Origin of the sequence: Mesorhizobium jarvisii, assembly GCF_003601985.1 — a bacterium.
Lineage (GTDB): Bacteria > Pseudomonadota > Alphaproteobacteria > Rhizobiales > Rhizobiaceae > Mesorhizobium > Mesorhizobium jarvisii.
Window position 1 is genome coordinate 406,896 of the sequence record NZ_QZXA01000003.1, and the last position, 25,403, is coordinate 432,298.

The 25,403-nt window shown below is 63.7% G+C and carries 22 protein-coding genes; 15 read left to right on the forward strand and 7 right to left on the reverse strand.

Annotated features, from left to right (window positions below):
• Nucleotides 1–62: 62 nt before the first annotated feature.
• The 8 genes from tolQ to ftsH all read left to right on the forward strand — a co-directional run bounded on the left by tolQ (nucleotide 63) and on the right by ftsH (nucleotide 9,298).
• Entirely contained in the window at nucleotides 63–773 is a 711-nt protein-coding gene (gene tolQ, locus D3242_RS09590) for a protein TolQ (protein ID WP_019861737.1), read from the forward strand.
• A gap of 10 nt (nucleotides 774–783) precedes the next feature.
• The gene (tolR, locus tag D3242_RS09595; protein ID WP_027047494.1) at nucleotides 784–1,236 is read left to right on the forward strand and encodes a protein TolR; all 453 of its coding nucleotides are present in this window, start codon (nucleotides 784–786) and stop codon (nucleotides 1,234–1,236) included.
• Nucleotides 1,237–1,244: 8 nt separating this feature from the next.
• Complete coding sequence (gene tolA / locus D3242_RS09600; protein WP_019861736.1) at nucleotides 1,245–2,402, forward strand: cell envelope integrity protein TolA; 1,158 nt, start codon at nucleotides 1,245–1,247, stop codon at nucleotides 2,400–2,402.
• Between the two features lie 80 nt (nucleotides 2,403–2,482).
• Nucleotides 2,483–3,754 (forward strand): Tol-Pal system beta propeller repeat protein TolB, encoded by a 1,272-nt coding sequence (gene tolB / locus D3242_RS09605; protein WP_223217914.1) that lies wholly within the window; start codon nucleotides 2,483–2,485, stop codon nucleotides 3,752–3,754.
• 235 nt (nucleotides 3,755–3,989) lie between these two features.
• Nucleotides 3,990–4,496, forward strand: coding sequence for a peptidoglycan-associated lipoprotein Pal (pal, locus tag D3242_RS09610; protein WP_013892538.1), 507 nt, complete (start codon nucleotides 3,990–3,992; stop codon nucleotides 4,494–4,496).
• Nucleotides 4,497–4,708: 212 nt separating this feature from the next.
• Entirely contained in the window at nucleotides 4,709–5,821 is a 1,113-nt protein-coding gene (gene ybgF / locus D3242_RS09615) for a tol-pal system protein YbgF (protein WP_064981228.1), read from the forward strand.
• A 58-nt stretch (nucleotides 5,822–5,879) separates the two neighbouring features.
• Nucleotides 5,880–7,247, forward strand: coding sequence for a tRNA lysidine(34) synthetase TilS (gene tilS / locus D3242_RS09620; protein WP_064981225.1), 1,368 nt, complete (start codon nucleotides 5,880–5,882; stop codon nucleotides 7,245–7,247).
• Between the two features lie 122 nt (nucleotides 7,248–7,369).
• A complete protein-coding gene (gene ftsH, locus D3242_RS09625) occupies nucleotides 7,370–9,298 on the forward strand; it encodes an ATP-dependent zinc metalloprotease FtsH (RefSeq protein ID WP_019861731.1) in 1,929 nt (642 codons plus the stop codon).
• A gap of 87 nt (nucleotides 9,299–9,385) precedes the next feature.
• On the opposite strand, the gene D3242_RS09630 is transcribed toward ftsH, so the two are convergent.
• A complete protein-coding gene (locus D3242_RS09630) occupies nucleotides 9,386–9,844 on the reverse strand; it encodes a hypothetical protein (protein WP_019861730.1) in 459 nt (152 codons plus the stop codon).
• A gap of 294 nt (nucleotides 9,845–10,138) precedes the next feature.
• Entirely contained in the window at nucleotides 10,139–10,975 is an 837-nt protein-coding gene (locus D3242_RS09635) for a hypothetical protein (RefSeq protein WP_064981223.1), read from the reverse strand.
• A gap of 369 nt (nucleotides 10,976–11,344) precedes the next feature.
• Here D3242_RS09635 and glmM point away from each other — a divergent pair, with 369 nt between their 5' ends.
• The 5 genes from glmM to serA all read left to right on the forward strand — a co-directional run bounded on the left by glmM (nucleotide 11,345) and on the right by serA (nucleotide 17,851).
• Entirely contained in the window at nucleotides 11,345–12,697 is a 1,353-nt protein-coding gene (gene glmM / locus D3242_RS09640; protein ID WP_019861728.1) for a phosphoglucosamine mutase, read from the forward strand.
• 248 nt (nucleotides 12,698–12,945) lie between these two features.
• Nucleotides 12,946–13,779 (forward strand): outer membrane protein, encoded by an 834-nt coding sequence (locus D3242_RS09645; protein WP_038650246.1) that lies wholly within the window; start codon nucleotides 12,946–12,948, stop codon nucleotides 13,777–13,779.
• Nucleotides 13,780–14,035: 256 nt separating this feature from the next.
• Complete coding sequence (locus tag D3242_RS09650; protein WP_064981221.1) at nucleotides 14,036–14,809, forward strand: outer membrane protein; 774 nt, start codon at nucleotides 14,036–14,038, stop codon at nucleotides 14,807–14,809.
• 201 nt (nucleotides 14,810–15,010) lie between these two features.
• Entirely contained in the window at nucleotides 15,011–16,186 is a 1,176-nt protein-coding gene (locus D3242_RS09655) for a phosphoserine transaminase (protein ID WP_064981217.1), read from the forward strand.
• 63 nt (nucleotides 16,187–16,249) lie between these two features.
• On the forward strand, nucleotides 16,250–17,851 hold the full coding sequence (gene serA, locus D3242_RS09660) for a phosphoglycerate dehydrogenase (protein WP_019861724.1): 1,602 nt from the start codon (nucleotides 16,250–16,252) through the stop codon (nucleotides 17,849–17,851).
• Nucleotides 17,852–17,906: 55 nt separating this feature from the next.
• Here the strand turns inward: serA and D3242_RS09665 are convergent, their stop codons facing one another.
• Nucleotides 17,907–18,818 carry a DMT family transporter gene (locus D3242_RS09665; protein WP_064981213.1) on the reverse strand — a complete coding sequence of 304 codons (912 nt, stop codon included), beginning with the start codon at nucleotides 18,816–18,818 and terminating at the stop codon, nucleotides 17,907–17,909.
• A gap of 213 nt (nucleotides 18,819–19,031) precedes the next feature.
• On the opposite strand from D3242_RS09665, the gene D3242_RS09670 reads away from it, so the two are divergent.
• Entirely contained in the window at nucleotides 19,032–20,330 is a 1,299-nt protein-coding gene (locus D3242_RS09670; RefSeq protein WP_010912013.1) for an adenylosuccinate synthase, read from the forward strand.
• A gap of 75 nt (nucleotides 20,331–20,405) precedes the next feature.
• Nucleotides 20,406–22,115: a hypothetical protein gene (locus D3242_RS09675; protein WP_064981211.1), complete on the forward strand. Its 1,710-nt coding sequence runs from the start codon at nucleotides 20,406–20,408 to the stop codon at nucleotides 22,113–22,115.
• A 26-nt stretch (nucleotides 22,116–22,141) separates the two neighbouring features.
• Here the strand turns inward: D3242_RS09675 and D3242_RS09680 are convergent, their stop codons facing one another.
• The 4 genes from D3242_RS09680 to D3242_RS09695 all read right to left on the reverse strand — a co-directional run bounded on the left by D3242_RS09680 (nucleotide 22,142) and on the right by D3242_RS09695 (nucleotide 25,379).
• Nucleotides 22,142–22,441, reverse strand: coding sequence for a CcdB family protein (locus tag D3242_RS09680; protein WP_064981209.1), 300 nt, complete (start codon nucleotides 22,439–22,441; stop codon nucleotides 22,142–22,144).
• Complete coding sequence (locus D3242_RS09685) at nucleotides 22,441–22,683, reverse strand: type II toxin-antitoxin system CcdA family antitoxin (protein WP_064981208.1); 243 nt, start codon at nucleotides 22,681–22,683, stop codon at nucleotides 22,441–22,443. The genes D3242_RS09680 and D3242_RS09685 overlap by 1 nt, the downstream gene beginning before the upstream one ends.
• A gap of 229 nt (nucleotides 22,684–22,912) precedes the next feature.
• Nucleotides 22,913–24,733, reverse strand: a complete 1,821-nt coding sequence (locus D3242_RS09690; protein WP_064981198.1) for an ABC-F family ATP-binding cassette domain-containing protein — start codon at nucleotides 24,731–24,733, stop codon at nucleotides 22,913–22,915.
• A 1-nt stretch (nucleotide 24,734) separates the two neighbouring features.
• A complete protein-coding gene (locus D3242_RS09695; RefSeq protein WP_019861718.1) occupies nucleotides 24,735–25,379 on the reverse strand; it encodes a thiamine diphosphokinase in 645 nt (214 codons plus the stop codon).
• Nucleotides 25,380–25,403: the final 24 nt, after the last annotated feature.

Here is a 25,403-nt window from a genome sequence, read left to right on the forward strand (position 1 = left end):
CGACCACAAGGGATGCCAGGGGCCAGCCGCCAGCTTCGCCCGGAAATCTTAAGGACGTAACGATGGAAAATATCGCACTCGCCGAACCGGGCGCGCAATTGTCGATTTGGGCGCTGTTCATGCAGGCCAGCTGGGTGGTCAAGCTGGTCATGATCGGGCTGCTCTGCGCCTCGGTCTGGACCTGGGCGATCATCATCGACAAGCTGGTTGCCTATGGCCGCATGCGGCTGGCGCTGAACCGCTTCGAGCAGGTCTTCTGGTCCGGACAGTCGCTGGAGGAGCTCTACCGCACGCTCGCCGACCGCAAAACCTCTGGCATGGGCGCCATTTTCGTCGCCGCCATGCGCGAGTGGAAGAAGAGTTTTGAGAAGGGCGCCAAGACGCCGCTCGGGCTGCAGACCCGCATCGACAAGGCGATGGACCTGGCGCTGACCCGCGAGATGGAGAAGCTTGAGGGTCGTCTCGGCTTCCTGGCTACCACCGGCTCGGCGGCCCCGTTCATCGGTCTGTTCGGCACGGTCATCGGCATCATGACGTCGTTCCAGGCCATTGCCGGCTCCAAGAACACCAGCCTCGCGGTGGTCGCACCCGGTATCGCCGAGGCGCTGCTGGCGACGGCCATCGGCCTGCTCGCCGCCATCCCGGCGGTCATCGCCTACAACAAGCTGTCATCGGATGCGAGCAAGCTCGCGGTGCGCATGGAAGGGTTCTCCGACGAGTTCTCCGCCATACTCTCGCGCCAAATCGATGAAAAAGTCGCGCCGAAGGCCTGAGGAGTAGCTGATGGGTATGTCCGTAGGCATGGCGGGACGCGGCGGGCGCGGCCACAGGCGGCGCGGCCGTCACCATGGGCTGATGTCGGAGATCAACGTCACGCCGATGGTCGACGTCATGCTGGTGCTGCTGATCATCTTCATGGTCGCCGCACCCATGCTGACCGTCGGCGTGCCGATCGACCTGCCCGACACGCAGGCCAAGGCGATGAATGCCGACACGCAGCCGATCACCGTCTCGATCAACGCCGCCGGCCAGATCTATCTCCAGGAAACCGAGATCCCGATCGAAGAGCTGGTGGCCAAGCTGCAGGCGATCTCGAAGACCGGTTACGAGGAGCGCATCTTCATCCGTGGTGACAAGTCCACCGACTATGGCACGGCGATGAAGGTGATGGCCCGCATTTCGGCCGCCGGTTACAAAAATATCGGCCTGGTTTCGCTGCAGGAACAGGATCAGTAGACAAGAAGATGAAGACCGGCCTCACCACATCGGTGATCTTGCACACGGCGGTGCTGGCCTTCGGCCTGTTCACCCTGTCGGCGCCGGCCGCGCTCCCGTCCGCCGATGTCGAGTCGGTCGCGGTCGATATCGTGCCGATGGAGGCGATCGCGCAGACGCTGCAGGGCGACAAGAAGGCCGTGATGCATGAAAAACCGGCGCCACTGCCGACGCAGCGCCCGGATATCGTGCCGGCGTCGCAGAAGGTCGGCGAAAACAGCGTCGATACCGACAAGCCGATAACGCCGGAAGCCAAGCCGAAGCCCGTCGACATGACCTCGGCCCCGCCGCCCGCGCCGACTCCCAAAGAGACGCCGAAGACCGAGGACGTGCCGAAGCCGCAGGAAAAGCCGAAGCCCATTCCGGCGACCGAAGTGGCGCCCGCGCCGACGCCCAAGGAAGAGGTCAAGCCCGAGCCGGTCAAGCAGACCGAGCCGAAGCCGACGCCGGCCAAGCCGGCGCCGACCCCGCCGCCGCAGGACAAGACCGCAGCCATCGATCCGACACCCGAGGTCAAGCCGGATGCCGTCGCCGAGGCCATAGCCAAGGATCCGCCGACCGAAGAGACGCAATTGCCGAGCTCGGCGCCCGCGCCGGAAGCGCGGCCGAAGCCGCAGCCGGCACAGGCCGAAAGCGCCAAGGCGCCTGAACGCAAGGATGCCGACAAGCCGGTCAAGGAAGCGTCGTCGAAACCGAAATCCGACGACAAGCAGTTCAACGCGAACGAAATATCCGCGCTCCTCGACAAGCAGAAGCCCTCCGGCGGCGGGGCCAAGCGTTCTACGCAGCAAGCCTCGCTCGGCGGCGACAAGGACCAGGGCCAGAAACTGTCGAAGTCGGAGCAGGGCGCCCTGGAAAGCCAGTTGGGTGGGTGCTGGACGCTGCCGGTTGGCCTCGAGGGCTCGGAGAACTTCGTCGTCGTCGTGCGCTTCAACCTCGACAACTCCGGCAAGCTCGATGGCCGTCCCTCCGTCGAAAAGTCGAGCGGCAACCGGCAGTTCGATGAAAGCGCGGTGCGCGCGGTGCAGAAATGCGACGTGGCCGGCTTGCAGGTTCCTGCTGGCAAGCAGGACATCTGGAACGACATCCGGGTCACTTTCGATCCAAGGGAAATGCTCGGCCTCTAGGCCTGGCGCCCAACCAATCAAAAGAAGAGAAGCGAGAAGATATGAGATCCTTCCTCAAGCCGCTCCTGACGATTGCAGCCATGGCGCTGGGCATGACCGCCATTGTCCCCATGCCGGCATGGGCGCTCGTCGAGCTCAACGTCAACAAGGGCAATGTCGAGCCGCTGCCGATCGCCATCACGGATTTCCAGGGCGGTGACGCGCTTGGCGCGCAGATTTCCCAGATCGTCACCGCCGATCTGAAGCGTTCCGGCCTGTTCGCGCCGATCGACAAGAGCGCCTTCATCGAGAAGATCTCGAACCCGGATGCCGCACCCCGCTTCGACGACTGGAAGGTGATCAACGCCCAGGCGCTGGTCACCGGCAGCGTCAGCAAGGAGGCCGATGGGCGCATCCGCGCGCAGTACCGGCTTTGGGACACTTTCGCCGGACAGCAGATGTCGGGTGAGCAGTTCTTCGCCAACGACGCCAACCAGCGGCGCGTCGCCCACATCATCGCCGACGCCATCTACGAGCGGCTGACCGGCGAGAAGGGCTATTTCGACACGCGTGTAGTATTCATCGACGAATCCGGCGCCAAGAACGCGCGCAAGAAGCGTTTGGCCATCATGGACCAGGACGGCGCCAATGTCCGCTATCTCTCGGACGGCCGCTCGATCGTGCTGACGCCGCGTTTCTCGCCGAACCGGCAGGAAATCACCTACATGTCCTATGAGAGCGGCCAGCCGCGCGTCTATCTCCTGCAGATCGAGACCGGGCAGCGCGAACTGGTCGGCAATTTCCCCGGCATGACCTTTGCGCCGCGCTTCTCGCCCGACGGCCAGAAGGTGATCATGAGCCTGCTGCGCGACGACGGCAATTCCAACATCTTCGCCATGGACCTGCGCAGCCGCTCGACGACGCGGCTGACCAATTCGACGGCAATCGACACATCGCCTTCCTATTCGCCCGACGGCAGCAAGGTGGTGTTCACCTCCGACCGCGGCGGCCGCGCGCAGATCTATGTCATGGGCGCCGACGGCTCGGGCCAGACCCGCATATCCTTCGGCGACGGCGTCTATTCGACGCCGGTGTGGTCGCCGCGTGGCGATCTCATCGCCTTCACCAAGCAGACCGGCGGCGAATTCCAGATCGGCGTCATGAAGACCGACGGTTCCGGCGAGCGCATCCTGTCGTCCGGTTTCCAGCAGGAAGGACCGACCTGGGCGCCAAACGGCCGCGTCTTGATGTTCTTCCGCGACTCCAATGGCGGCCCGAAACTGGTTTCGGTCGACCTCACCGGCCGCAACGAGCAGCCGATTCCGACGGCGAATTTCGCGTCGGATCCCGCCTGGTCGCCGCTGTTGGAATAGCGTCGGCCGAATTGCCACACATGCTGAAAAGGGGCCGTTTCGGCCCCTTTTCCATGCCTTCGTCGCGTTTTGGCCGCATTTCCGCCTAGGGTCCGCGCCAACTGTGACCCTGGCTTAAAAGGTTGCGGACGGGCAGCCTAAACCAAATTTTAACCGTGTTTCTTGAATGCCGGTTAACCCAAACGTGGTTACTGGGTGATCAACGAAATCACTCGAAATGCGAAGGAGAGGCGGCATGGGCCGTATCGCAGCACTTACCAGAAACCCGGTCATGATCGCGCTGGTGGCGATGCTCGCCATCGCCGGTTGCGCTTCGAAGAAGACGCCCAACAGCGCCGCTGATCTTGGCCTCAACGGTGCCGGCGCCGCAACACCCGGCTCGGCGCAGGACTTCACCGTCAACATTGGCGACCGTATCTTCTTCGATACAGACTCGTCCTCGATCCGCGCGGATGCGCAGACGACGCTCGCCCGCCAGGCGCAGTGGCTGAACCAGTACAAGCAGTACGCCATCGTCGTCGAAGGTCACGCCGACGAACGCGGCACGCGCGAATACAATCTGGCGCTCGGCGCCCGCCGCGCCGCCGCCGCCCGCGACTTCCTCGTTTCCAAGGGTGTCGCTTCCAGCCGCCTGAAGACCATTTCCTACGGCAAGGAACGTCCGGTCGCGGTGTGCGACGACATCTCCTGCTGGTCGCAGAATCGCCGCGCCGTTACCACGCTCAGCGGCGCCGGTTCCTGAGTTGGCCGCGCGTCCAGAGACGCGATCGCGCCGGCTGGCAAAAATGCAACACAACTTCGCGAAAGGCGGCCTTCGGGCCGCCTTTTTCATATCCGGGTGACCGAAACAAAATTTGGCCGAAGTCTCGCGTCCTGCTATGAGCCGAGGGCGCCTGGCTGGTCCCATCCTGATTGGAAGGCGCGAACAGACTAACGACACACCGCGAGAGGCACATGCATTTGAGATCGGTTCTGAGCGGCACGCTTGCGGCGCTGCTCCTATCAGGCTTCACCGCCCTGGCAAACGGTCCGGGGGCAAGCGGCCCAGGGCAGTCAACCGACAGCGGCTTTTCCTTCCATCTGCCGAGCCTCGAGTTGCCGAGCCTCTTCAGCGACAAGAAGAAACCCGACCAGGTCCAGCTCGCGCAGCAGTCGAACGGCGCCGGCGCCACCGGGCTCGAGGACCAGCTGCGCCAGATGAACGGCAAGATCGAAGAGCTCAATTTCCAGATCCTGCAGATGCAGGAACAGATGCGCAAGCAGCAGGAAGACAACGAATTCCGCTTCCAGCAGCTTGAAGGCGGCGCACAAGGCGGACAGCCTCCGGCGCAGAAGAAATCCGATGCCACCACCGACACCAACACCGACGTCGCGGCGGCCCCGGCAACCCAGGCTCCGGCCGATGCCGGCGCCGCGCCCGGCGGCAATCAGTCCGCGGGCGGCAAGACGGTCGAAGACGTCATCGTCGAATCGCCCGATGGCGACCCCGGCAAGGTGATTCCCGGCACGGGAGCCCCGGAAAAGACCTTCGGTTCCATTACCGTCGACAAGAACGGCAATGTGATCGATGCCGGCGGCAACACCCAGTCGACCGCGCCGACACAAGACGCTGCTCCGGCCACCAAGGCCCCGGCCAAGGCCGGCAAGTCCAACGCAACGATCGTCGCGGCGCTGCCTTCCACCAACGACCCGGAGGAGCTTTACCGCAATTCCTATCAGTTCATCCTGTCGGGCGACTACGGCACCGCCGAGCAGGGTTTTCGCGATCATATCTCGCGCTTCCCGCGCGATGCGAAGGCGGCGGACGCGCATTACTGGCTGGGTGAATCGCTGCTTGGCCAGCAGAAATACCGCGACGCGGCCGAGGTCTTCCTCGCCGCCAGCAAGGACTACCCCAAGGCCAAGAAGGCGCCCGACATGCTGTTGAAGCTTGGCGTGTCACTGGTCGGCCTCAAGCAGCACGACGTCGCCTGCGCCACCTTCAGCGAAGTCGGCAAGCGCTACCCCGATATCTCCAATGCACTCAAGGAACGCGTCAAGCAGGAGAAGGCCCTGGCTGCGTGCTGATTTTTCCCAGGCATGTCCTGGTCCCGGGACCGGGACCGTTTTTGGACGACATGCGTTGATGCTCGATACCGAGCCTGATCTTTCGACCAGACTTTTTTCGCCTATCGATTTTACCCGCGGCGCCATTGCGGCCGTGTCCGGCGGCAGCGACTCGACCGCCCTGCTTCTCCTTCTCAAACAGTATCTCGACCGAACCGCATCGCCCGCGAAACTGCTGGCCGTGACCATCGACCATGGCTTGCGTCAGGGTTCGGCAGCCGAGGCGCAAGCCGTGGCGAAGTTGTGCGCCGAGCGCGGCATTGCCCACCGCACCCTGACGTGGTCCGGGCGCAAGCCATCGACCGGTCTGCCGGCGGCGGCGCGGGAAGCGCGCTACCATCTGCTGGCCGAGGCGGCGCGCGCGGAAGGCATCGGCCTGATCGTCACCGGTCATACCGCCGACGACCAGGCCGAGACGGTGCTGATGCGGCATGCACGGGACCGGGAGCTCGCCGACATGGCAGGTCGTGGGCTTGCCGGCATGGCGCCGGCCACCCTCTATGATTGGCGCGAGTGGATCGTTCGGCCGCTTCTGGGGATGCGGCGCTCGGCGCTTCGCGATTTCTTGCGGCATGAACATGTCGGCTGGGCCGATGACCCGACCAATATCGACGAGGCCTTCGAGCGACCGCGCGTGCGCGCAGCACTTGCCGGCGAAAGTGTCGGCTATATGGAAAATGCGCTGCTGCTCGCCGGCCAGGCCGCCGTCGAGCGCAGGCAGCTTGGCGTCAGCGCGGCCGGTCTGATCCATCGCTTCGCCAGCCAGCCGAGCACGGGCCTCATCTGGCTCGATCCCGCTCTGCTGACCGCGGAAGACGACCGGGCGGCCGTCTATGCGTTGCGCATCCTGATGGCCACAGCCGGAGGCGTGGCCTTCCTGCCGGACCAGGCGCGCAGCGAGGCGCTGTTGGGCCGGCTGAAGACCGGATTTCTTTGCGCCACATTGTCGCGGACGGTGGTCGATTTCCGGCGTGCCGGCCTCTTCCTGCGCCGCGAGGCGCGGGGTTTGCCGCCCGCCGCAATCGCTGTCGACAACACCGTCTGGGACGGCCGCCGCCACATCACATTGAACGACAGGCCCGGCGCATTGTTGATCGCACCGTTGGGTGCGACAGCAGCGAGGCGGCTGGCAATCGATGAGGGAGAAACCCCGGCAAGCCTGATGCGCGCCGCAATGGCCGCGGAACCGACATCGCGGCAAGCCCTTGAAAACCCTGGTTTGCCGCCGCGTCAGCCGAGGCCACCAGCGTTCGCTGCGCGACCGGTCGTGTCGCCTTTTTCCCGCTTTCTGCCGTCCTTCGATCTGGCGCCGGCGCGGGCTGTCGCCGAGCTGATCGGCGCGTCACCGCTTCCCGCTTCGCCATTGGGCGGCCACGGTGCCAATTGATGGTGGTCGAAAGCTTAACCCAGACATGCTGTTCTGCTTGGCAAGGGGAGACGCTCTCCCTATGTTAGGCTCAAGTTTCCTCTCATGATGCTGTCCGTGCGCGGACGCCAACGGGACAATTGATGAATCCGAACTATCGCAACCTCGCGCTCTGGGCGATCATAGCGGTCCTGCTCATCGCTCTCTTCAATCTGTTCCAGACGCCGCAGACGCGCGGGGCTTCGAGCGATGTGCCTTATTCGCAGTTCTTGCAGGATGTCGCGGCCGGCCGGGTTAAGACGGTGACCATTGCGGGCGCCCGCATCACCGGCACCTACACCGACAATTCCACCGGCTTCCAGACCTATTCGCCCGGCGATCCCCAGCTGGTCTCGCGGTTGCAGGACAAGAACGTCACCATCAATGCGCGGCCAGAGACCGACGGTTCCAATTCGCTGTTCGGCTACCTGATCTCCTGGCTGCCGATGATCCTGATCCTCGGCGTCTGGATATTCTTCATGCGCCAGATGCAGTCCGGATCCGGGCGCGCCATGGGTTTTGGCAAGTCGAAGGCCAAGCTTCTGACGGAGGCGCATGGCCGCGTCACCTTCCAGGACGTCGCCGGCGTCGACGAAGCCAAGGAAGATCTGGAAGAGATCGTCGAGTTCCTGCGCGATCCGCAGAAGTTCCAGCGCCTTGGCGGCAAGATTCCGCGCGGCGTGCTTTTGGTCGGCCCTCCCGGCACCGGCAAGACGCTGCTCGCCCGCTCGGTCGCCGGCGAAGCCAATGTGCCGTTCTTCACCATTTCGGGTTCGGACTTCGTCGAGATGTTCGTCGGTGTCGGTGCAAGCCGCGTGCGCGACATGTTCGACCAGGCCAAGAAGAACGCGCCCTGCATCATCTTCATCGACGAAATCGACGCGGTCGGGCGCCATCGTGGCGCCGGCCTCGGCGGCGGCAACGACGAGCGCGAGCAGACGCTGAACCAGCTGCTGGTCGAGATGGACGGCTTCGAATCCAACGAAAGCATCATCCTGATCGCCGCCACCAACCGTCCCGACGTGCTTGATCCGGCGCTGCTGCGTCCGGGCCGTTTCGACCGCCAGGTAGTGGTGCCGAACCCCGACATCGTCGGCCGCGAGAAGATCCTCAAGGTGCATGTGCGCAACGTGCCGCTGGCGCCCAATGTCGACCTCAAGGTCGTCGCGCGCGGCACGCCGGGCTTCTCCGGCGCCGACCTAATGAACCTGGTCAACGAATCGGCGCTGATGGCGGCGCGGCGCAACAAGCGCCTCGTCACCATGGCCGAGTTCGAGGACGCCAAGGACAAGATCATGATGGGCGCCGAGCGCCGCTCGTCGGCCATGACCCAGGCCGAGAAGGAGCTGACCGCCTATCACGAGGCTGGCCACGCCATATTGGCGCTCAACGTGCCGTCGGCCGACCCGCTGCACAAGGCCACCATCATCCCGCGTGGCCGTGCGCTCGGCATGGTCATGCAGTTGCCGGAAGGCGACCGTTACTCGATGAGCTACAAGTACATGATCTCGCGCCTTGCCATCATGATGGGCGGCCGCGTTGCCGAGGAGTTCAAATTCGGCAAGGAGAACATCACTTCGGGCGCCTCTTCCGACATCGAGCAGGCGACCAAGCTGGCGCGCGCTATGGTCACGCGCTGGGGCTTCTCCGACAAGCTCGGCCATGTCGCCTATGGCGACAACCAGGAGGAAGTGTTCCTCGGCCATTCGGTGGCGCGCACGCAGAACATCTCGGAAGAGACCGCGCAGATCATCGACGCCGAAGTGCGCCGCCTGATCGACGAGGCCTATTCGACGGCCAAGTCCATCCTGACCAAGAAGAAGAAGGAATGGATCGCGCTGGCGCAGGGGCTGCTCGAATACGAGACGCTGTCGGGCGACGAGATCAAGCAATTGATCGCCGGCGAGAAGCCCGCGCGCGACCTCGGCGACGACACGCCGCCCAGCCGCGGCTCGGCCGTGCCGAAGTCCGGCGGCCGCCGCAAGAAAGGCCCCGAGCCCGAAGGCGGCATGGAGCCACAGCCGTCGAGCTGAGCCAGGGCGGACAGCAGATCCTCGGGAACAAGCCCGAGGATCACGGCTCAACGTCTGCGTGACCGCTTCATCCGCCGTATTCGATTTTTATGATTCAGCTTTTAGCCGCGCATTGCACAGGCTGTAATAACCGCCGCCCTTCTGGATCCAGCGAAGGCCGTTCAACGTACCCGCCTCCTTGTTGCCGTGGTAACCCTGCAGGCAGGTCTTCATCCGCGCCTTCGCGGGCTTTTCGGTCTTGAACTCGGCGGCGAGGGTGGTTGGGAATGTCACGCCTGCCGGCGCTACAGTGGGGGCGACCGCCGCGTCGGTTTCCTTTTTCGGCTGCGGCGCGGTTTTGACGGTATCCCCGCTGACACTCTCCGCAGCGGGCATCGCGCATTTCTCCTTGCGGAAAGCGGCCCAGTCCATGCCGTTCAGAGTGCCGCCTTCTTTGGCTGCTCGATAGGTCTCGCCGCATTCCTTCATCGTCAGTGCGCTTGCAGGGGCGACGCTCCAAGCAACCGATGCCGTCACAGCCAATACCGCCAATTTCAAATTGGGCATAAGATCCTCCCGGTTGATAACAAAGTTAGACATCCTTTTGTATACTGTTTGTTCCCTATATGTTCAATTGGAATCTTTGGGCGCTAGCGATAAGCCCGACGGTGGGCAGTGTGGGCGAATTGATGCCGACAGCTCCCGCGATAGTGCGAGCAAGCCCGCGGGCGTCGTCGCGAGCAACAAAAGGCCCGCGAAGCAGATGCATCGCGGGCCTTTGCCTGTCCTTGCCAGACTTTCCGTCTAACTCAATTCGATCTCAACCGGCTCATGCCTCATCGATCCGGGGGAATGCGTAGCTTAGCCCTTCAGCTTGGCATTGCACAGGCTGTAGAAGCCGCCGCCCTTCTGGATCCACTTCAGGCCGCCAAGCGCATTGGCGTCCTTGAGGACATAGTACTGGTCGAGGCAGGTGTGCATGCGGCCCTTTCCGGGGGTCTCGCTGGCATATTTCGGCGAGATCGCGGACGGGAAGGTGACGCCCTTGGGCGCAGCCGTCGTCGGCTTCGCCGGCTCCTTGGTGTAATTTGCTTCGCTCGGAGCTGGCACGCTGTCGTCTTCGGAGGCGGCGGCGCCGCATTCGGCCTTGCGGAAGTCGTTCCACTTCTGGCCCTTCAGCGTGTTCGCCGTCTTCGCCGCCTGGTACTTGGTGCTGCACTCGGCCATGGTCAGGCCCTTGCCTTCGGCGGGAGCCGCGGCTGCCTTGGTGGTTGCCGGCTTGGTGGTGTCAGCGGCGGCGGATGCGCCGGCGGCGCATTCGGTCTTGCGGAAGTCGTTCCACTTCATGCCGTTCAGCGTGCCGGCGGCCTTCGCCGCCTGGTACTTGGCGCTGCATTCCTTGGCCGTCAGGCCTTTCGCGGCGCCCGCGTCGGCGGCCGCTGCCTTGGCCGCCTTGGCCGGCTTGGTTTCGGCTGCCTTCTTCGTGTCGGCCGGCTTGGTGTCCGTGGTGGCGGCGGCATCGGTGCCGCATTGCGCCTTGCGGAACTGGTTCCAGGTCTGTCCGGCCAGTGTCCCCGCATCCTTGGCGGCGTTATACTTCGTGCTGCACTCGGCCATCGTCAGTGCGTTGGCTGGCGCGGCCAGGAACAACGTCACTACGGCGAGGCCGGTCAAAGTGGCAAGTCGGTGGATGAGCATAGCGTTTCTCCGTTGCAGCAGCCCATTATACGTCCCAGCGAATCAATAACGCTCAACGGTCGGTTGCGCCAGATGCTAAGTGGCGTATATATCGCCCAAAGCTTGCTCCTCCCGATAAGGTGATGAAATCATTGCCCCTTGCCGGGTCAAGAACAAGATTTTCCGCGTGCAGCTGCGGCGTATAGCTCGCAGAACTGGTATATTGCAGCGCCGCGGTGCCTTCATGTTGGGCTGCTGCCTTGTTGTGTGCAGCGCACAACAATGATTTTCTAAGGATTGGTAACATATAATCACACAATGTGATCATGGCGCGCCGGTCAATTATGGCATTAAAATGCCCGGCAAAGAACCTTCAGGAATTGAACTCGCATGGCAGGGAATTACTTCGGCACCGACGGCATTCGCGGGCGCGCGAACAAGTTTCCGATGACCGCGGAAATCGCCATGCGGGTCGGCATGGCCGCCGGCCTTTCGTTCCAGCGCGGCAGCCACCGCCATCGCGTCGTTCTGGGCAAGGACACCAGGCTTTCCGGCTACATGATCGAGAATGCGATGGTGGCGGGTCTCTGCGCCGCCGGCATGGACGTGTTCCTGCTCGGCCCGATCCCGACCCCGGCCGTCGCCATGCTGGTGCGTTCACTGCGCGCCGATATCGGCGTCATGATCTCGGCTTCGCACAATCCCTATTACGACAACGGCATCAAGCTGTTCGGGCCGGATGGCTACAAGCTTTCGGACGAGATCGAAGAGCGCATCGAGAGCATGCTCGACAAGGATATCGAACTGACACTCGCCGATTCCGACGGGCTTGGCCGCGCCAAGCGTGTCGACGGCGTGCATGACCGCTACATCGAGTTCGCCAAGCGTACATTGCCGCGCTCGATGTCGCTTTCGGGCCTCAGGATCGTCGTCGATTGCGCCAATGGCGCGGCCTACAAGGTGGCGCCCGAGGCGCTGTGGGAGCTCGGCGCCGAGGTCGTGGCCATCAATGTCGAACCCAACGGCTTCAATATCAACAAGGAATGCGGCTCGACGCATCCGGCCGGCCTGCAGAAGAAAGTGCATGAAGTGCGCGCCGATATCGGCATCGCGCTCGATGGCGATGCAGACCGGGTCGTCATCGTCGACGAGAATGGCGCGATCGTTGACGGTGACCAGATCATGGCGATGATCGCCGAGTCCTGGCACCAGAGCGGACGGCTTGCCGGCGGCGGCGTGGTTTCGACGGTCATGTCCAATCTCGGCCTCGAACGCTTCCTCGGCGACATGAAACTGCAATTGCACCGCACCAAGGTCGGTGACCGCTATGTCGTGGAGCATATGCGCGCGCATGGGCTCAATGTCGGCGGCGAACAGTCCGGCCACATCGTGCTGTCGGATTTCTCGACCACCGGCGACGGCCTGGTGTCGGCGCTGCAGGTGCTGGCCTGCATCAAGCGCCAGGGACGCCCGGTCAGCGAACTGTCGAAGAAGTTCGAGCCGGTGCCGCAACTCTTGAAGAATGTCCGTATCGCCGGCGGCAAGCCGCTCGAGGAAGCTCCCGTCAAGGCGGCGATCGAGGATGCGCGCAATCGTCTCGGCAAGACCGGGCGTCTGGTCATCCGTCCGTCCGGCACCGAGCCGCTGATCCGTGTCATGGCCGAGGGCGACGATCCGCAACTGGTGGAGGCCGTCGTCAACGACATTGTCGAGGTAATTTCGGAGACCCGCAGCGCCGCCTGACCTCCCCCGGTGCCCTCAGGCGTTACGTCGCTGCCGTCGCATCCAGCCCGCCCCTGAGGCGGGCTTTTTGTTGGCCGGAACCGGTCTTCTTGTTTGTCGAAATCATTCCCCAATTCCTCGAATTTTAGAGATTCGTGGTTAATCGACAGGGTTAAACGCCTTTTAACTTTTCCAATTCATTATCCACGCCTGAAAGCCAATCTCGTTCGGCCGCGATCGCGTTCCGAGGGTTCCTAGGGGTGACAAGCATGTTCAATACAGCAAGAAAGGCCCTGTTCGCGTTGCTGTTCGCGGGCCTGGCCTGGCCGGTGTTCGCAGCCGACCTGCCTGAGCCGCAGGTCGAAGAGGCACCGCCACCGGTCTACGAACAGCCGGTCGACGTCGGCGGCTGGTATATCCGCGGCGACATCGACTATCACAAGTCCGATGTGCGCGGCATCGACTACATGACCTACGGCATCGATCCCTGTAATTGTACGGTCATACCGGGCGGCAAGAGTTTCGATTACGGCAAGCTCAAGGGCGGCTTCTCGCTCGGCGGCGGCGTCGGCTACAAGATCAACGATCACCTGCGCACGGACGTGACCGCCGACTACTGGTTCAAGTCGAACTTCAACGGCGGCACCTCGGATCTCGTCTCGACGTCGACCGAAGTGTCGAAGATGAGCGCCCTGCTGCTCTTGGCCAATGCCTATGTCGATATCGGCACCTGGCACGGCATCACGCCTTATGTCGGCGCCGGTATCGGCGGCGCGCGCGTCAAGTGGGATACCGTCTACGATCCGAACACCACCGAGACCAACCCCGGAGCATCCAACTGGCGCTTCGCTTATGCTCTGATGGCCGGTGCCTCCTACTGCTTGACCGACAAGATCATCCTCGATGCGGGCTATCGTTTCTCCCATATTCAGGGCGGCCGCATGTTCGAATGGGATGCGAGCAGCGCCGGTCCGGGTTTCGACCGCGGCATCAACACCCACGAGGTGCGCGGCGGCCTGCGCTATCAGTTCGGTGGCAACAATGGGTGCGCGGCACCGGTGGTGGCCTACCAGCCCGAACCTGAGCCGGTCTACACCAAGTAAGAAATCTCCAAGTAAGAAATCTACTGCCTCCAATATACACGAACCGCCCGGCTTGACCGGGCGGTTTTCGTTTGAGCTGTCGCCAATGAAGTGCCCGGACAGGGAGGGCAATTTAGAGCGCCATGCATTAGCTGAAATGAATTCGCTAACGCTCTATTAGCCTTAACCGTGACTTAACCACTATGGTTAACAATGCTTCCTGAAACGATGGCTGCCGTGTTGATCGCAGGTGTCGTCAAATCCGGGAGTCGGGACTATGACACTCACATCGCGTATTGTGCTGGCGCTTGCCGGACTCGGTCTCTTGCCGCTGACGCCGGCAATCGCTGCCGACTACGATCCGCCGATCTACACCGATCAGGCGCCCGACTATGTGCCGGTCGAGGTCGGCTCCGGCTGGTATCTGCGCGGCGACGTCTCTTATCTGGTGCAGAAGAGCTTCAAGAACGATGATTTCGCCTTCACGCCGGCGAGCTTCGACGAGAAAGAAGATCCGATCTTTGCCAGCATCGGCTTTGGCTATCACTTCAACGACTATCTGCGCGCCGATCTCAATCTCGGCTATCTGCCAGGCAACAAAATCGGCGTTGGCTATGACGATACACTGAGCGTTGTGCCGCCGGCAACCTCTACCGTCGCATCGGCGAACCTGAAGAATTACGCCTACTCGCTCATGCTCAACGGCTATGTCGACCTTGGCACTTATGTCGGGATCACCCCGTATGTGGGCGGTGGCGTTGGTATCGTACAGAGCACGCGCCAGCTCTCGGCCAACTATTTCACCAACAATGGCGACCCCACCGACGATTTCGTCCAGACAGACGACAAGACGAAGTACTCCTTGGCCTATACGCTGAATGCGGGCCTTGCCTACCAGGTGTCGAAAAACGTTTCGGTCGACCTCGGCTATCAGTACTTCTCCGCCCCGGATGCCGAATATGTCACGGCCGCAAGTCTGACCTCCTTCCCGGTCCACAAGGGCATCAGCAATCACCAGATCAAACTCGGACTGCGCTACGATCTCTGGTAGACAAGGGACCTGGCGAGACTTTAGCGGCGGATCCCAGCGGTCCGCCGTTCGCGTTTGAGATCACGCGATCCTGATCGCGGACTGCCGGTATCCCGGCAGCGACAAAAACTTTCCTCTTGACGCCCGAGGCCTGAACGCATATCGCCGTCCGTGGGCCACCCCTCCCCAACGAGGGGCCACTATCTGGAAGGATAGACCACGATGACGACGCATACGAAGCCCGGACTCCGTCCGGCAAACCCCAATTTCTCCTCAGGTCCTTGCGCAAAACGCCCCGGCTGGTCGGTCGAGGCGCTCAAGAATGCCGCGCTCGGCCGTTCTCATCGCGCCAAGATCGGCAAGACCAAGCTCGAACAGGCGATCGAGCTGACGCGCGAAATCCTCCAGGTTCCGGCCGACTACCGCATCGGCATCGTACCGGCGTCGGACACAGGCGCCGTCGAGATGGCGCTGTGGTCGCTGCTCGGCGAGCGCGGCGTCGACATGGTCGCCTGGGAAAGCTTCGGCTCCGGCTGGGTCACCGACGTGGTCAAGCAGCTGAAGCTGCCCGACGTGCGCAAGCTCGAGGCCGGCTATGGCGAATTGCCGGATCTGGCCAAGATCGATTTCGACCGCGACGTGGTCTTCACCTGGAACGGCACCACGTCGGGCGTGCGCGTGCCGAATGGTGACTTCATCCCGGCGGATCGCAAGGGTCTGACCATCTGCGACGCCACTTCGGCGGCTTTCGCGCAAAAGCTCGATTTCGAAAAGCTCGATGTCGTCACGTTCTCCTGGCAGAAAGTGCTGGGCGGCGAGGGCGCGCATGGCATGCTGATCCTGTCGCCCCGCGCGGTCGCACGGCTGGAGAGCTACAAGCCGTCATGGCCGCTGCCGAAAATCTTCCGCCTGACCTCCGGCGGCAAGCTGATCGAGGGCATTTTCAAGGGCGAGACCATCAACACGCCGTCGATGCTGTGTGTCGAGGACTATCTCGACGCGCTGCACTGGGCGAAGTCGACCGGCGGCCTCGATGCACTGGTCGCCAGGGCGGATGCCAATGCCGCCGTGCTCGACGGATTTGTCGACAAGTCCTCCTGGCTCGGCCATCTCGCCGTCCAGCCGGCGACGCGGTCGAACACCTCGGTCTGCTTGTCCTTCACCGATGCCGATGTGGCGGCGCTCGACGCCGACGGTCAGGCGGCTTTCGCCAAGGGGCTGGTCTCGGCGCTCGACAAGGAAGGCGTCGCCTATGACATCGGCTCCTATCGCGACGCGCCTCCCGGCCTGCGTATCTGGTGTGGTGCGACGGTCGAGACATCCGATCTCGAGGCGCTGCTGCCCTGGCTCGACTGGGCCTTCGCCGCGCAGAAGGCTTCGCTGAAAGCGGCGGCCTGAGACTTTCCGTGGCGGCCCGCGGGCCGCCCATTCCCGGATCAATCCCATTTCAAGGAGGCCGCCATGGCGCCCCGCGTTCTCGTCTCTGACAAACTCTCTCCTACCGCCGTGCAGATCTTCAAGGATCGCGGCGTCGAGGTCGACTATCTGCCCGACCTCGGCAAGGACAAGGAAAAGCTGCTCGAGGTGATCGGCCAGTATGACGGCCTTGCCATCCGCTCGGCGACCAAGGTCACCGAAAAGCTGATCAACGCCGCCACCAGGCTCAAGGTCATCGGCCGCGCCGGCATCGGCGTCGACAATGTCGATATCCCGGCGGCGAGCCGCAAGGGTATCATCGTGATGAACACGCCCTTCGGCAATTCGATCACGACAGCCGAGCACGCCGTGGCGATGATCTTCGCGCTGGCGCGCCAGATCCCGGAAGCCAACGCCTCGACCCATGCCGGCAAGTGGGAGAAGAACCGTTTCATGGGTGTCGAGATCACCGGCAAGACGCTGGGTGTCATCGGCTGCGGCAATATTGGCTCGATCGTCGCCACACGCGGCGTCGGCCTGAAGATGCATGTCATCGCCTTCGACCCGTTCCTGTCGGACAAGCGTGCCGAGGAGCTCGGCGTCGACAAGGTCGAGCTCGATGAGCTGTTCGCGCGCGCGGACTTCATCACACTGCACACGCCACTGACCGACAAGACGCGCAACATCATCGACGCCGGGGCAATCGCCAAGATGAAGAACGGCGTGCGCATCATCAATTGCGCGCGCGGCGGGCTGATCGTCGAGGCCGATCTGATCGCGGCGTTGAAGAGCGGCAAGGTGGCGGGCGCCGGCATCGACGTGTTCGAGGTCGAGCCGGCCGAGCAGAACGCCCTGTTCGGCATGGAAAACGTGGTGGCGACACCGCATCTCGGCGCCTCGACGGCGGAAGCGCAGGAGAATGTCGCGCTGCAGGTCGCCGAGCAGATGGCCGACTATCTGATCAAGGGCGCGGTCTCCAACGCCATCAACATGCCGTCGATCACGGCGGAAGAAGCGCCGCGGCTGAAGCCCTTCGTCAAGCTCGCCGAAGTGCTCGGCGCCTTTGTCGGCCAGGTCACCGAGGATCCGATCACGGAGGTTGAGATCCTGTTCGACGGCTCAACCGCGACGATGAACACGCGCGCGCTGATCAGCGCGACGCTGGCCGGGCTGATCCGGCCGCAGGTCTCCGACGTCAACATGGTTTCGGCGCCGATCATGGTGAAGGAGCGCGGCATCATCGTCGCCGAGGTCAAGCGCGACAAGTCAGGCGTGTTCGACGGCTACATCAAGCTGACGGTCAAGACCGAGCACAGGACGCGCTCGATCGCCGGCACCTGCTTCTCGGACGGCAAGCCGCGCTTCATCCAGATCAAGGGCATCAACCTCGACGCCGAGGTCGGCCAGCACATGCTCTACACCACCAATGCCGATGCCCCCGGCATCATCGGCCTGCTCGGCACGGTGTGCGGCGAGAATGGCGTCAACATCGCCAACTTCCAGCTTGGCCGCAACCGGCCGGGCGGCGACGCCATAGCGCTGCTCTATCTCGACGCGCCGTTCCCGGAAAAGGTGCTGGAGCAGGTGCGGGCGCACAAGTCGATCGACTCGGCCAAGCGGCTGCAGTTCGACGTCGGCGGCATCTGATCCAGGCTTTTCGCCAAGATTAGCAGGCGCGGCGTTTGTCGCGCCTTCTTGCTGCTCAGCGCACTTTGGCCGACCGGGTCATAGCGCTGTTGCGCCCGCTATGTTCGGCAAGCCCGATGCCGCCCAGCACGAGCACAAGCGCCAAGGCCTGATAGAGCTGGAACGTCTCGCCGACGATCAGCACCGAAAGCAACGTGCCGAAGATCGGCACCAGGTTGATGAACAGGCCGGCGCGGTTGGCGCCGATCAGCTCGTTGCCCCTGATGTAGGTTATCTGCGAGACGACCGAGGCGCCGATCGCGGTGTAGACGATGACCGTCCAGCCGCGTGCGTCGGGCATGATGGCCTTGCCGGCGACGACCTCCCACAGCAAGAAGGGCAGCGAGGTGATGAGCGCGGCGATCGACATGGCCAGCATCAGGCTTTGCCAGCGCAGCGCCGGCTTCAGCCGCAGGCCGACCGAATAGCCGCTGTAGAGGACGACCGCCACCAGCATGATGGCGTCGCCGAAATTGAGCTCCAGGGTCAGCAGCCGGCGCGGATCGCCGTGGGAAGCGGTCAGGATGACGCCGGCAATGGTCAGCACGACGCCGGCGATCTGCGCCCAGTTCACGCGCAGCCGGAAGAAGACGAAATTGGCCGTCATGATCAGGATCGGCATCGCCGCCTGTTCGATCGAGACATTGATCGCCGTCGTGTAGTTGAGTGCCGTGTAGAAGATCACGTTGAACAATGTGAAGCCGCTGGCGCCGAGTGCCGCCAGAACGAGCCAGTGCCGGCGCACCACAGGCCAGTCCTCCTGGATCGTGCGCCAGCCGATCGGCAGCAGGATCGCCACCGCCAGCACCCAGCGCAGGAAGACCAGCATCATCGGCGAGACGTGATCGACCGCCAGCTTGCCGGCCACCGAATTGCCACCCCACAGCAAGGTGGTGAGCAGCAGGAATAAGTAGGCGCTTCGATGCATCGCGGGATTCCGGCCGCGACGGATGCGTCGCGGTGTTTGCCGGCCTATTGCCCCTCTCAGCCCAAGTAAATGATGTCAAAGCCGAAAATTGTTGTGCCTCAGGGCATTTTCGGCGGCAAAGAAAGGTCGCGCTCGCGAGGTCTTGACGCTATAGAGGCCTGTCGTTTCGAACCATATCCAAGCCGCTAGGCGGCGTCTCAAGGGAAAAGAAACATGGCCAATGTGGTGGTCGTCGGCTCGCAGTGGGGCGACGAAGGCAAGGGCAAGATCGTCGACTGGCTGTCGGAGCGCGCCGATGTCGTGGTGCGTTTCCAGGGCGGCCACAATGCCGGCCACACGCTGGTCGTCGACGGCAAGGTCTACAAGCTGTCGCTGTTGCCGTCCGGCGTTGTGCGGCAGGGCAAGCTGTCCATCATTGGCAATGGCGTGGTCTTCGACCCGCATGCTTTCGTGGCCGAAGTGGCGAAGCTCAAGGCGCAAGGCGTCGAAGTGACGCCGGATCGCCTGAAAATAGCCGAAAACACAGCGCTTATCCTGTCGCTGCACCGGGAGCTGGACGGATTCCGCGAGGACGCCGCGTCAAATTCCGGGACGAAGATTGGCACGACCCGCCGGGGCATTGGTCCGGCCTATGAGGACAAGGTGGGTCGGCGAGCGGTGCGGGTGATGGATCTGGCGGATTTGGAAACGCTGCCCCTGAAGGTCGACAGGCTGCTGACGCATCACAATGCGCTGCGCCGCGGGCTTGGCCATGGCGAAGTCACGCATGACGCGATCATGGCCGAATTGACGTCGGTCGCCGACGAGATCCTGCCCTATATGGACCGTGTCTGGAAGATACTCGACGACAAGCGCCGCGCCGGCGAGCGAATCCTGTTCGAGGGCGCGCAAGGCACGCTGCTCGACATCGACCACGGCACCTATCCGTTCGTCACCTCGTCCAACACGGTGGCCGGCCAGGCCGCCGCCGGCTCGGGCGTCGGTCCGGGCGCCATCGGTTATGTGCTCGGCATCACCAAGGCCTACACGACGCGCGTCGGCGAAGGTCCGTTCCCGACCGAACAGAAGAACGAGATCGGCGAATTCCTCGGCACGCGCGGCCATGAGTTCGGCGTCGTCACCGGGCGCAAGCGCCGTTGCGGCTGGTTCGACGCGGTGCTGGTGCGCCAGGCTGTCGCCGTCAACGGCATCAAGGGCATCGCGCTGACCAAGCTCGACGTGCTCGACGGGCTGGACGAGATCAAGGTCTGCACCGGCTATCGCCTCGACGGCGAGATGATCGATTACCTGCCTGCGAGCCAGGGCGCGCAGGCCCGTGTCGAACCGGTCTACGAGACCCTGGAAGGGTGGAAAGGCACCACTGCCGGCGCGCGCAGCTGGAACGACCTTCCGGCTCAGGCCGTCAAATATGTCCGATACATAGAGGAGTTGATCGGCGCGCCGGTGGCACTCCTCTCCACCAGCCCGGAACGGGACGATACGATACTTGTGACCGATCCGTTTCAAGACTAGTTTCTGAAGCCTTTCCGGGCATCACGGCTGATTTGCGGGGGCCGGCGCGGAAGCAAAATACAGGTCGACTGAAGCATGGCAGATTTTGTTGCTGTTCTGAAAAAGGCGCTCGACAAGCACGGTGACGAGACGCCCGAAAAGCGTACGCGCATCTATGACAGCGTTCGTTCCATGCTGGCCAAGAAGCTCGCGGAATATTCGCCGCCGCTGGCCACCGAAGCCATAAGCGCGCAAAAGCGCTCACTGGAAAACGCCATTACGAGCGTCGAGCGCGAGTATGCCAAGAGCGTGCCGGAAACGGACCCGCTCGCGGAGCTGGAGCACATCTTTTCCTCGATCGACCGCAACAAAAACCAGCCGAGCCACACGCGCCAGCCGGTGAAGGCGGAGCCGGCGTGGCCGGCACCGCCCGCCGCCAAGGCCGAGCCTTACCGTCCCGCGCCGCCGCCTGCCGCCACGCCGGAACCTTACCAGTCCGCGCCTTCGCCCGTAGCCAAGGCCGAGCCAAGCTGGCAGAAACCCACGCCGGTGCAACCGGTGGCCCCCGATCTCGCCGATCCTGCCTTGCCGGGCATGGATGCGGACCAGGACGATGACCGCGCCGATGTCTTCCCGAACGATGAAGAGCCGGCGGCAGCCGACACTTTCCGCCTGCGTCCGGCCGAGCGCAAACGCAGCTATGGCGGGCTGATCGCCGCCGTCGTGGCCTTGCTGGTCGTTGCCGGCGGTGGCTATGGCATCTGGCTCAACAAGGACGCCTTCAGCAAGATGCTGGGCCTGGACGGCAGCAAGGTGGTCGCCAAGACCGAACCGGTGAAACCGGCGCCGGCCAAGCCGGCGACCGACGCCCCGGCGGCACCAGCGCCCGCGGCAGGTGCCGAGGCGACGAAATTCACGCAGCGGCTGACGCCCGAAGGTGGCGAAACCGACCCCGGCCCGGCTGGTGGCCAAACCGGTATAGGCGAGGGTGAATCCGTCGCCGCGCTGACGACACCGCCATCGGCGACGAATGCGCCGGCCAATCCGCCCCCGGCTGCTGCCGCGCCCGCGGCAGCGCCAGCCGCGGCAGCACCTGCCGCGACCGCACCCGCGGCGGGCGCCGCGCCCGCCGCAACCCCGCCTGCCAACGGAACTACACCCGCCGCCCCGGCCAATGCTGCCGCTACGCCGCCCGCCCCAGCGGGCGCCACGCCCACGGCACCGGCTGCCCCGGCGGCGGCGGCCTCGGTGCCGGTCGGCCAGAAGGCGATCTTCTATGAGGAGCGCACCAGCACCGCGCAGGGCTCGGCCGAGCCTGGCAGCATCGTCTGGTCGCTGGTGCAGGAATCGCCCGGTGGCGACCTGCCGCCCGAGCCGGCGATCCGCGCCGAGGCGACCATACCCGGCAAGGACATCCAGTTGCGCATGACCATCCGCCGCAACACCGACCAGACGCTGCCAGCCAGCCACATCATCGAGATGATCTTCCTGACGCCCGACGGTTTCGAGGGCGGCGGCGTCGACAACATATTGCGCGTCGCGATGAAGAGTTCCGAGCAGGATGCCGGCAGCCCGCTGATCGGTATACCGGCCAAGATCGCCGACGGATTCTTCCTCGTCGCGCTCAACGACACCAAGGCCGACGAGGACGCCAACATGACCTTGCTGCGCGGCCAGGACTGGATCGACGTTCCGGTCGTCTACAAGACCGGGCGCCGAGCCCTGCTGACCATGGAAAAAGGCATTCCCGGCGAGAAGGTGTTCGACGAGGCGATCAAGGCCTGGCAGGCGAAGACGGCAGGCTGAGAAGGCGGCGTAACGGCCGCCTTCGTTCAGAAGCCTTGTAACAGCATGTCGAGCGCGGCGACGATGTCGTCGGGGTGCTTCGTCAGGTTCAGCCGACTTTCACCCAATTTGCTCGCTGGAACGGTGGCAATAAGGTGCGTGGCCATTACCAGCTTTCGGCCGTTGATCTCGAAGGTCGGATGAAGCTTTCGCATCGGCGGCGGCACTGTTGCAACGGGCAGAAGCGGGACGACCACCCGCGTCTTGAAATTGTCGAGCAGGTCGGATTGAACGTCGAGCAGATAATTGCCTTCGATGCGGCCAGCGAAGACGTCATAGCGAGGCATCAGAACTGCCGGAACTCTTCCAGCGGAATGCCGTGTTTCTCGAAGTAATCGTTCCAGGCATCCATGGTCGCGCGGTTCTCAAGTTTCCACAGCCGCGCTTTTTCCGCCGCAACCGCCTCCGCGATGCCGGCTTCCGCGGCGCGTGAGACATTCACGTCAAGCCCCTTGGCTTCCCTCATGAGGTTCGAGTCGATCGACAGATTTGCTGGCTGACGGATCGCATTCAAGGCAATCTTGCGCATAATAGCCTCCGCAACATGCGCATCTTCATGCGGGGGCAATAATGGAGTGGCTCTGGCTGCGGGTGAGAGGGCTTGGCCCTCCGCTATGGCTCCCAGCCCTTCGGGCGTTCAATCCGTTCCAAAGGTCCACTGGATCTTTCGATTCGCCTGAAGGCGAACCGGGCTTTCACCGTTCGTCGCTTCAATCGACAAATCGTTGTCGATCGATTGGCCTACGGCCGAACGCTCCTCACCCTTCCATCTCCTCGCGCAGCATCTCCAGCTCCAGCCACTCTTCCTCGAGCGCGGCCAGCGTCGCGCGTTCCTTGTCGAGGGCGGCGATGGTTTTCTGGAAGGAGGCCGGATCGCGCTCGTAATAGGCCGGGTCGGCGATGTTGTTCTCCAGCCGCGAGATCGACGCGGTCACCGCCTCGATCTTCTTGGGGAGCGATTCCAGGGCGAATTTCTGCTTGAACGACAGTTTCTTCGCCGGCCCTTTCGGGGCCGCCGGTTCGCTCTTGCCAGGCGCCGGCGCATCGGCCGCTTCAGCCTTGGCCCGCGCCTTGCGGTCGTCGAGCCTGGTGCCGCCGCGTTGCGCCAGCATGTCAGAATAGCCGCCGGCATATTCGACCCAGCGGCCGCCGCCGTCCGGCGCGATGATGCTGGTCACGGTGCGGTCGAGGAAATCGCGGTCGTGGCTGACCAGGATGACGGTGCCGGCAAAGCCGGCGACCAGTTCCTGCAGCAGTTCCAGCGTCTCCATGTCGAGATCGTTGGTCGGCTCATCGAGCACCAGCAGGTTTGCCGGTCGTGCCAGCACGCGCGCCAGGATCAGCCGCGCCCGCTCGCCGCCGGACAGTTCGCGCACCGGCGTGCGCGCCTGCTCCGGCTTGAACAGGAAATCCTTCATGTAGGAGACGACATGGCGCTGCTCGCCATTGATGACGAGGTTTTCGCCGCGTCCGTCGGTGAGGTATTGCGCCAGCGTCTCCTGCGGGTCGACTGCCTCGCGCTTCTGGTCGAGCGTGGCGATTTCCAGATTGGTGCCGAGCCGCACCGAGCCGGCATCCGGCGCCAATTCGCCGGTCAGCATCTTCAAAAGCGTCGTCTTGCCGGCGCCGTTCGGTCCGACGAGGCCGACGCGATCGCCGCGCTGGATGCGGGTCGAGAAGCCCTTGACCACGGTGAGGTCGCCAAAGCTCTTCTCGATGTTCTTCGCTTCGATCACCAGCTTGCCGGATTCGGCGGCGTCGCTCGCCACCATGGTCGCGGTGCCCTCGGCGCCCCTATGGCCGCGCAAACGCTGGCGCATGGTCTGCAACTCGCCGAGGCGGCGCATGTTGCGCTTGCGCCGCGCCGTCACGCCATAACGCAGCCAGTGTTCTTCACGCACGATCTGGCGGCCAAGCTTGTGCTGCTCGCGCTCTTCCTCTTCCAACACCTGGTCGCGCCATTCCTCGAAATGGCCAAAACCCTTGTCCAGCCTGCGGGTCTGGCCACGATCGAGCCAGACGGTGGCGCGCGACACGCGCTCTAGAAAGCGGCGGTCGTGCGAGATGACGATGAGTGCCGAGGAGGTGCGCACGAGCTCCTCTTCCAGCCATTCGATGACCGACAGGTCAAGATGATTGGTCGGCTCATCAAGCAGCAGGATGTCGGGTTCCGGCGCCATGACACGGGCCAGGGCTGCGCGCCTGGCCTCGCCACCTGAGAGATCACCCGGCCGTTCCTCGCCGGTGAGGCCAAGATGCTCCATGAGATAGGAGGCGCGGTAGGGATCGTCGGCTGGCCCGAGGCCCGCCTCGACATAGGCACGCACGGTGACGAAACCTTCCATGTCGGGCATCTGCGGCAGATAGCGGACGGTTGCCGAGGGCTGGCGAAACACCTCACCGTCCTGCGGCTCGATCAGGCCGGCCGCGATCTTAAGCAGCGTCGACTTGCCGGACCCGTTGCGGCCGACCAGCGCGATCTTGTCACCGGCCGAAGCCGTCAAGGCGGCGCCGTCGAGCAGCGGTGTGCCGCCGAAGGTCAGTCTTATCCCGTCGAGATTGAGAAGAGGCGGGGCCATGTCAGCTTTCAGGTAGTGGATACGGATGCGCGAGCAGCAGCGCGCGGCCGTGGCCGAGCGCGATGTCGAGGCGGCCCCGGACCTCGTTGGAAATGGTCAGCGACGAGCCGAACGCCACTACGACCTGGTTCAACGGCCATTTGGCGCCGGTGACGGTCAGGCCGGCAAGTTCGGAAAAGCCGAGGATCGAAAACAGCGTGCCGTCGGCATAGTCGAAGCCGGCCGTTCCCGACAGCAACGGGACACCTTCCTGGGCGCCGCTGGTCAACAGCACCTCGGTTCCGGCTTCGGCCAGGCGCAGGGCGAGCGCCAGATGCAGGAAAGCGTGGTCGGCGCGCTTGCCGCCGAACGCGCCCGCCAGCACCAGGCTAGTCGCGCCACGCTCGAGGGCTGCGGCAATCGCCAATTCGCCGTCGGTCTTGTCCTTCTCCGCCGGGAAGGTTCGGCGGGGCACTGCGGCGAGGTCGGCGGGGAGATCGGCCGGCACCGAATCGAAATCACCCACCCATAGTTCCGGCACAAGGCCGAGCAGCCGGGCATGGCCGATGCCGGCGTCGGCGGCAATGATGCGCGAGCCGTCGACCTGGCGGTCGAGCCGGGGCGTGCGGATGAGATCGCCGCCAAGCAGGATGGTGAATGTGCTCATATCCGGTGGCCTGTACCAGCCCGG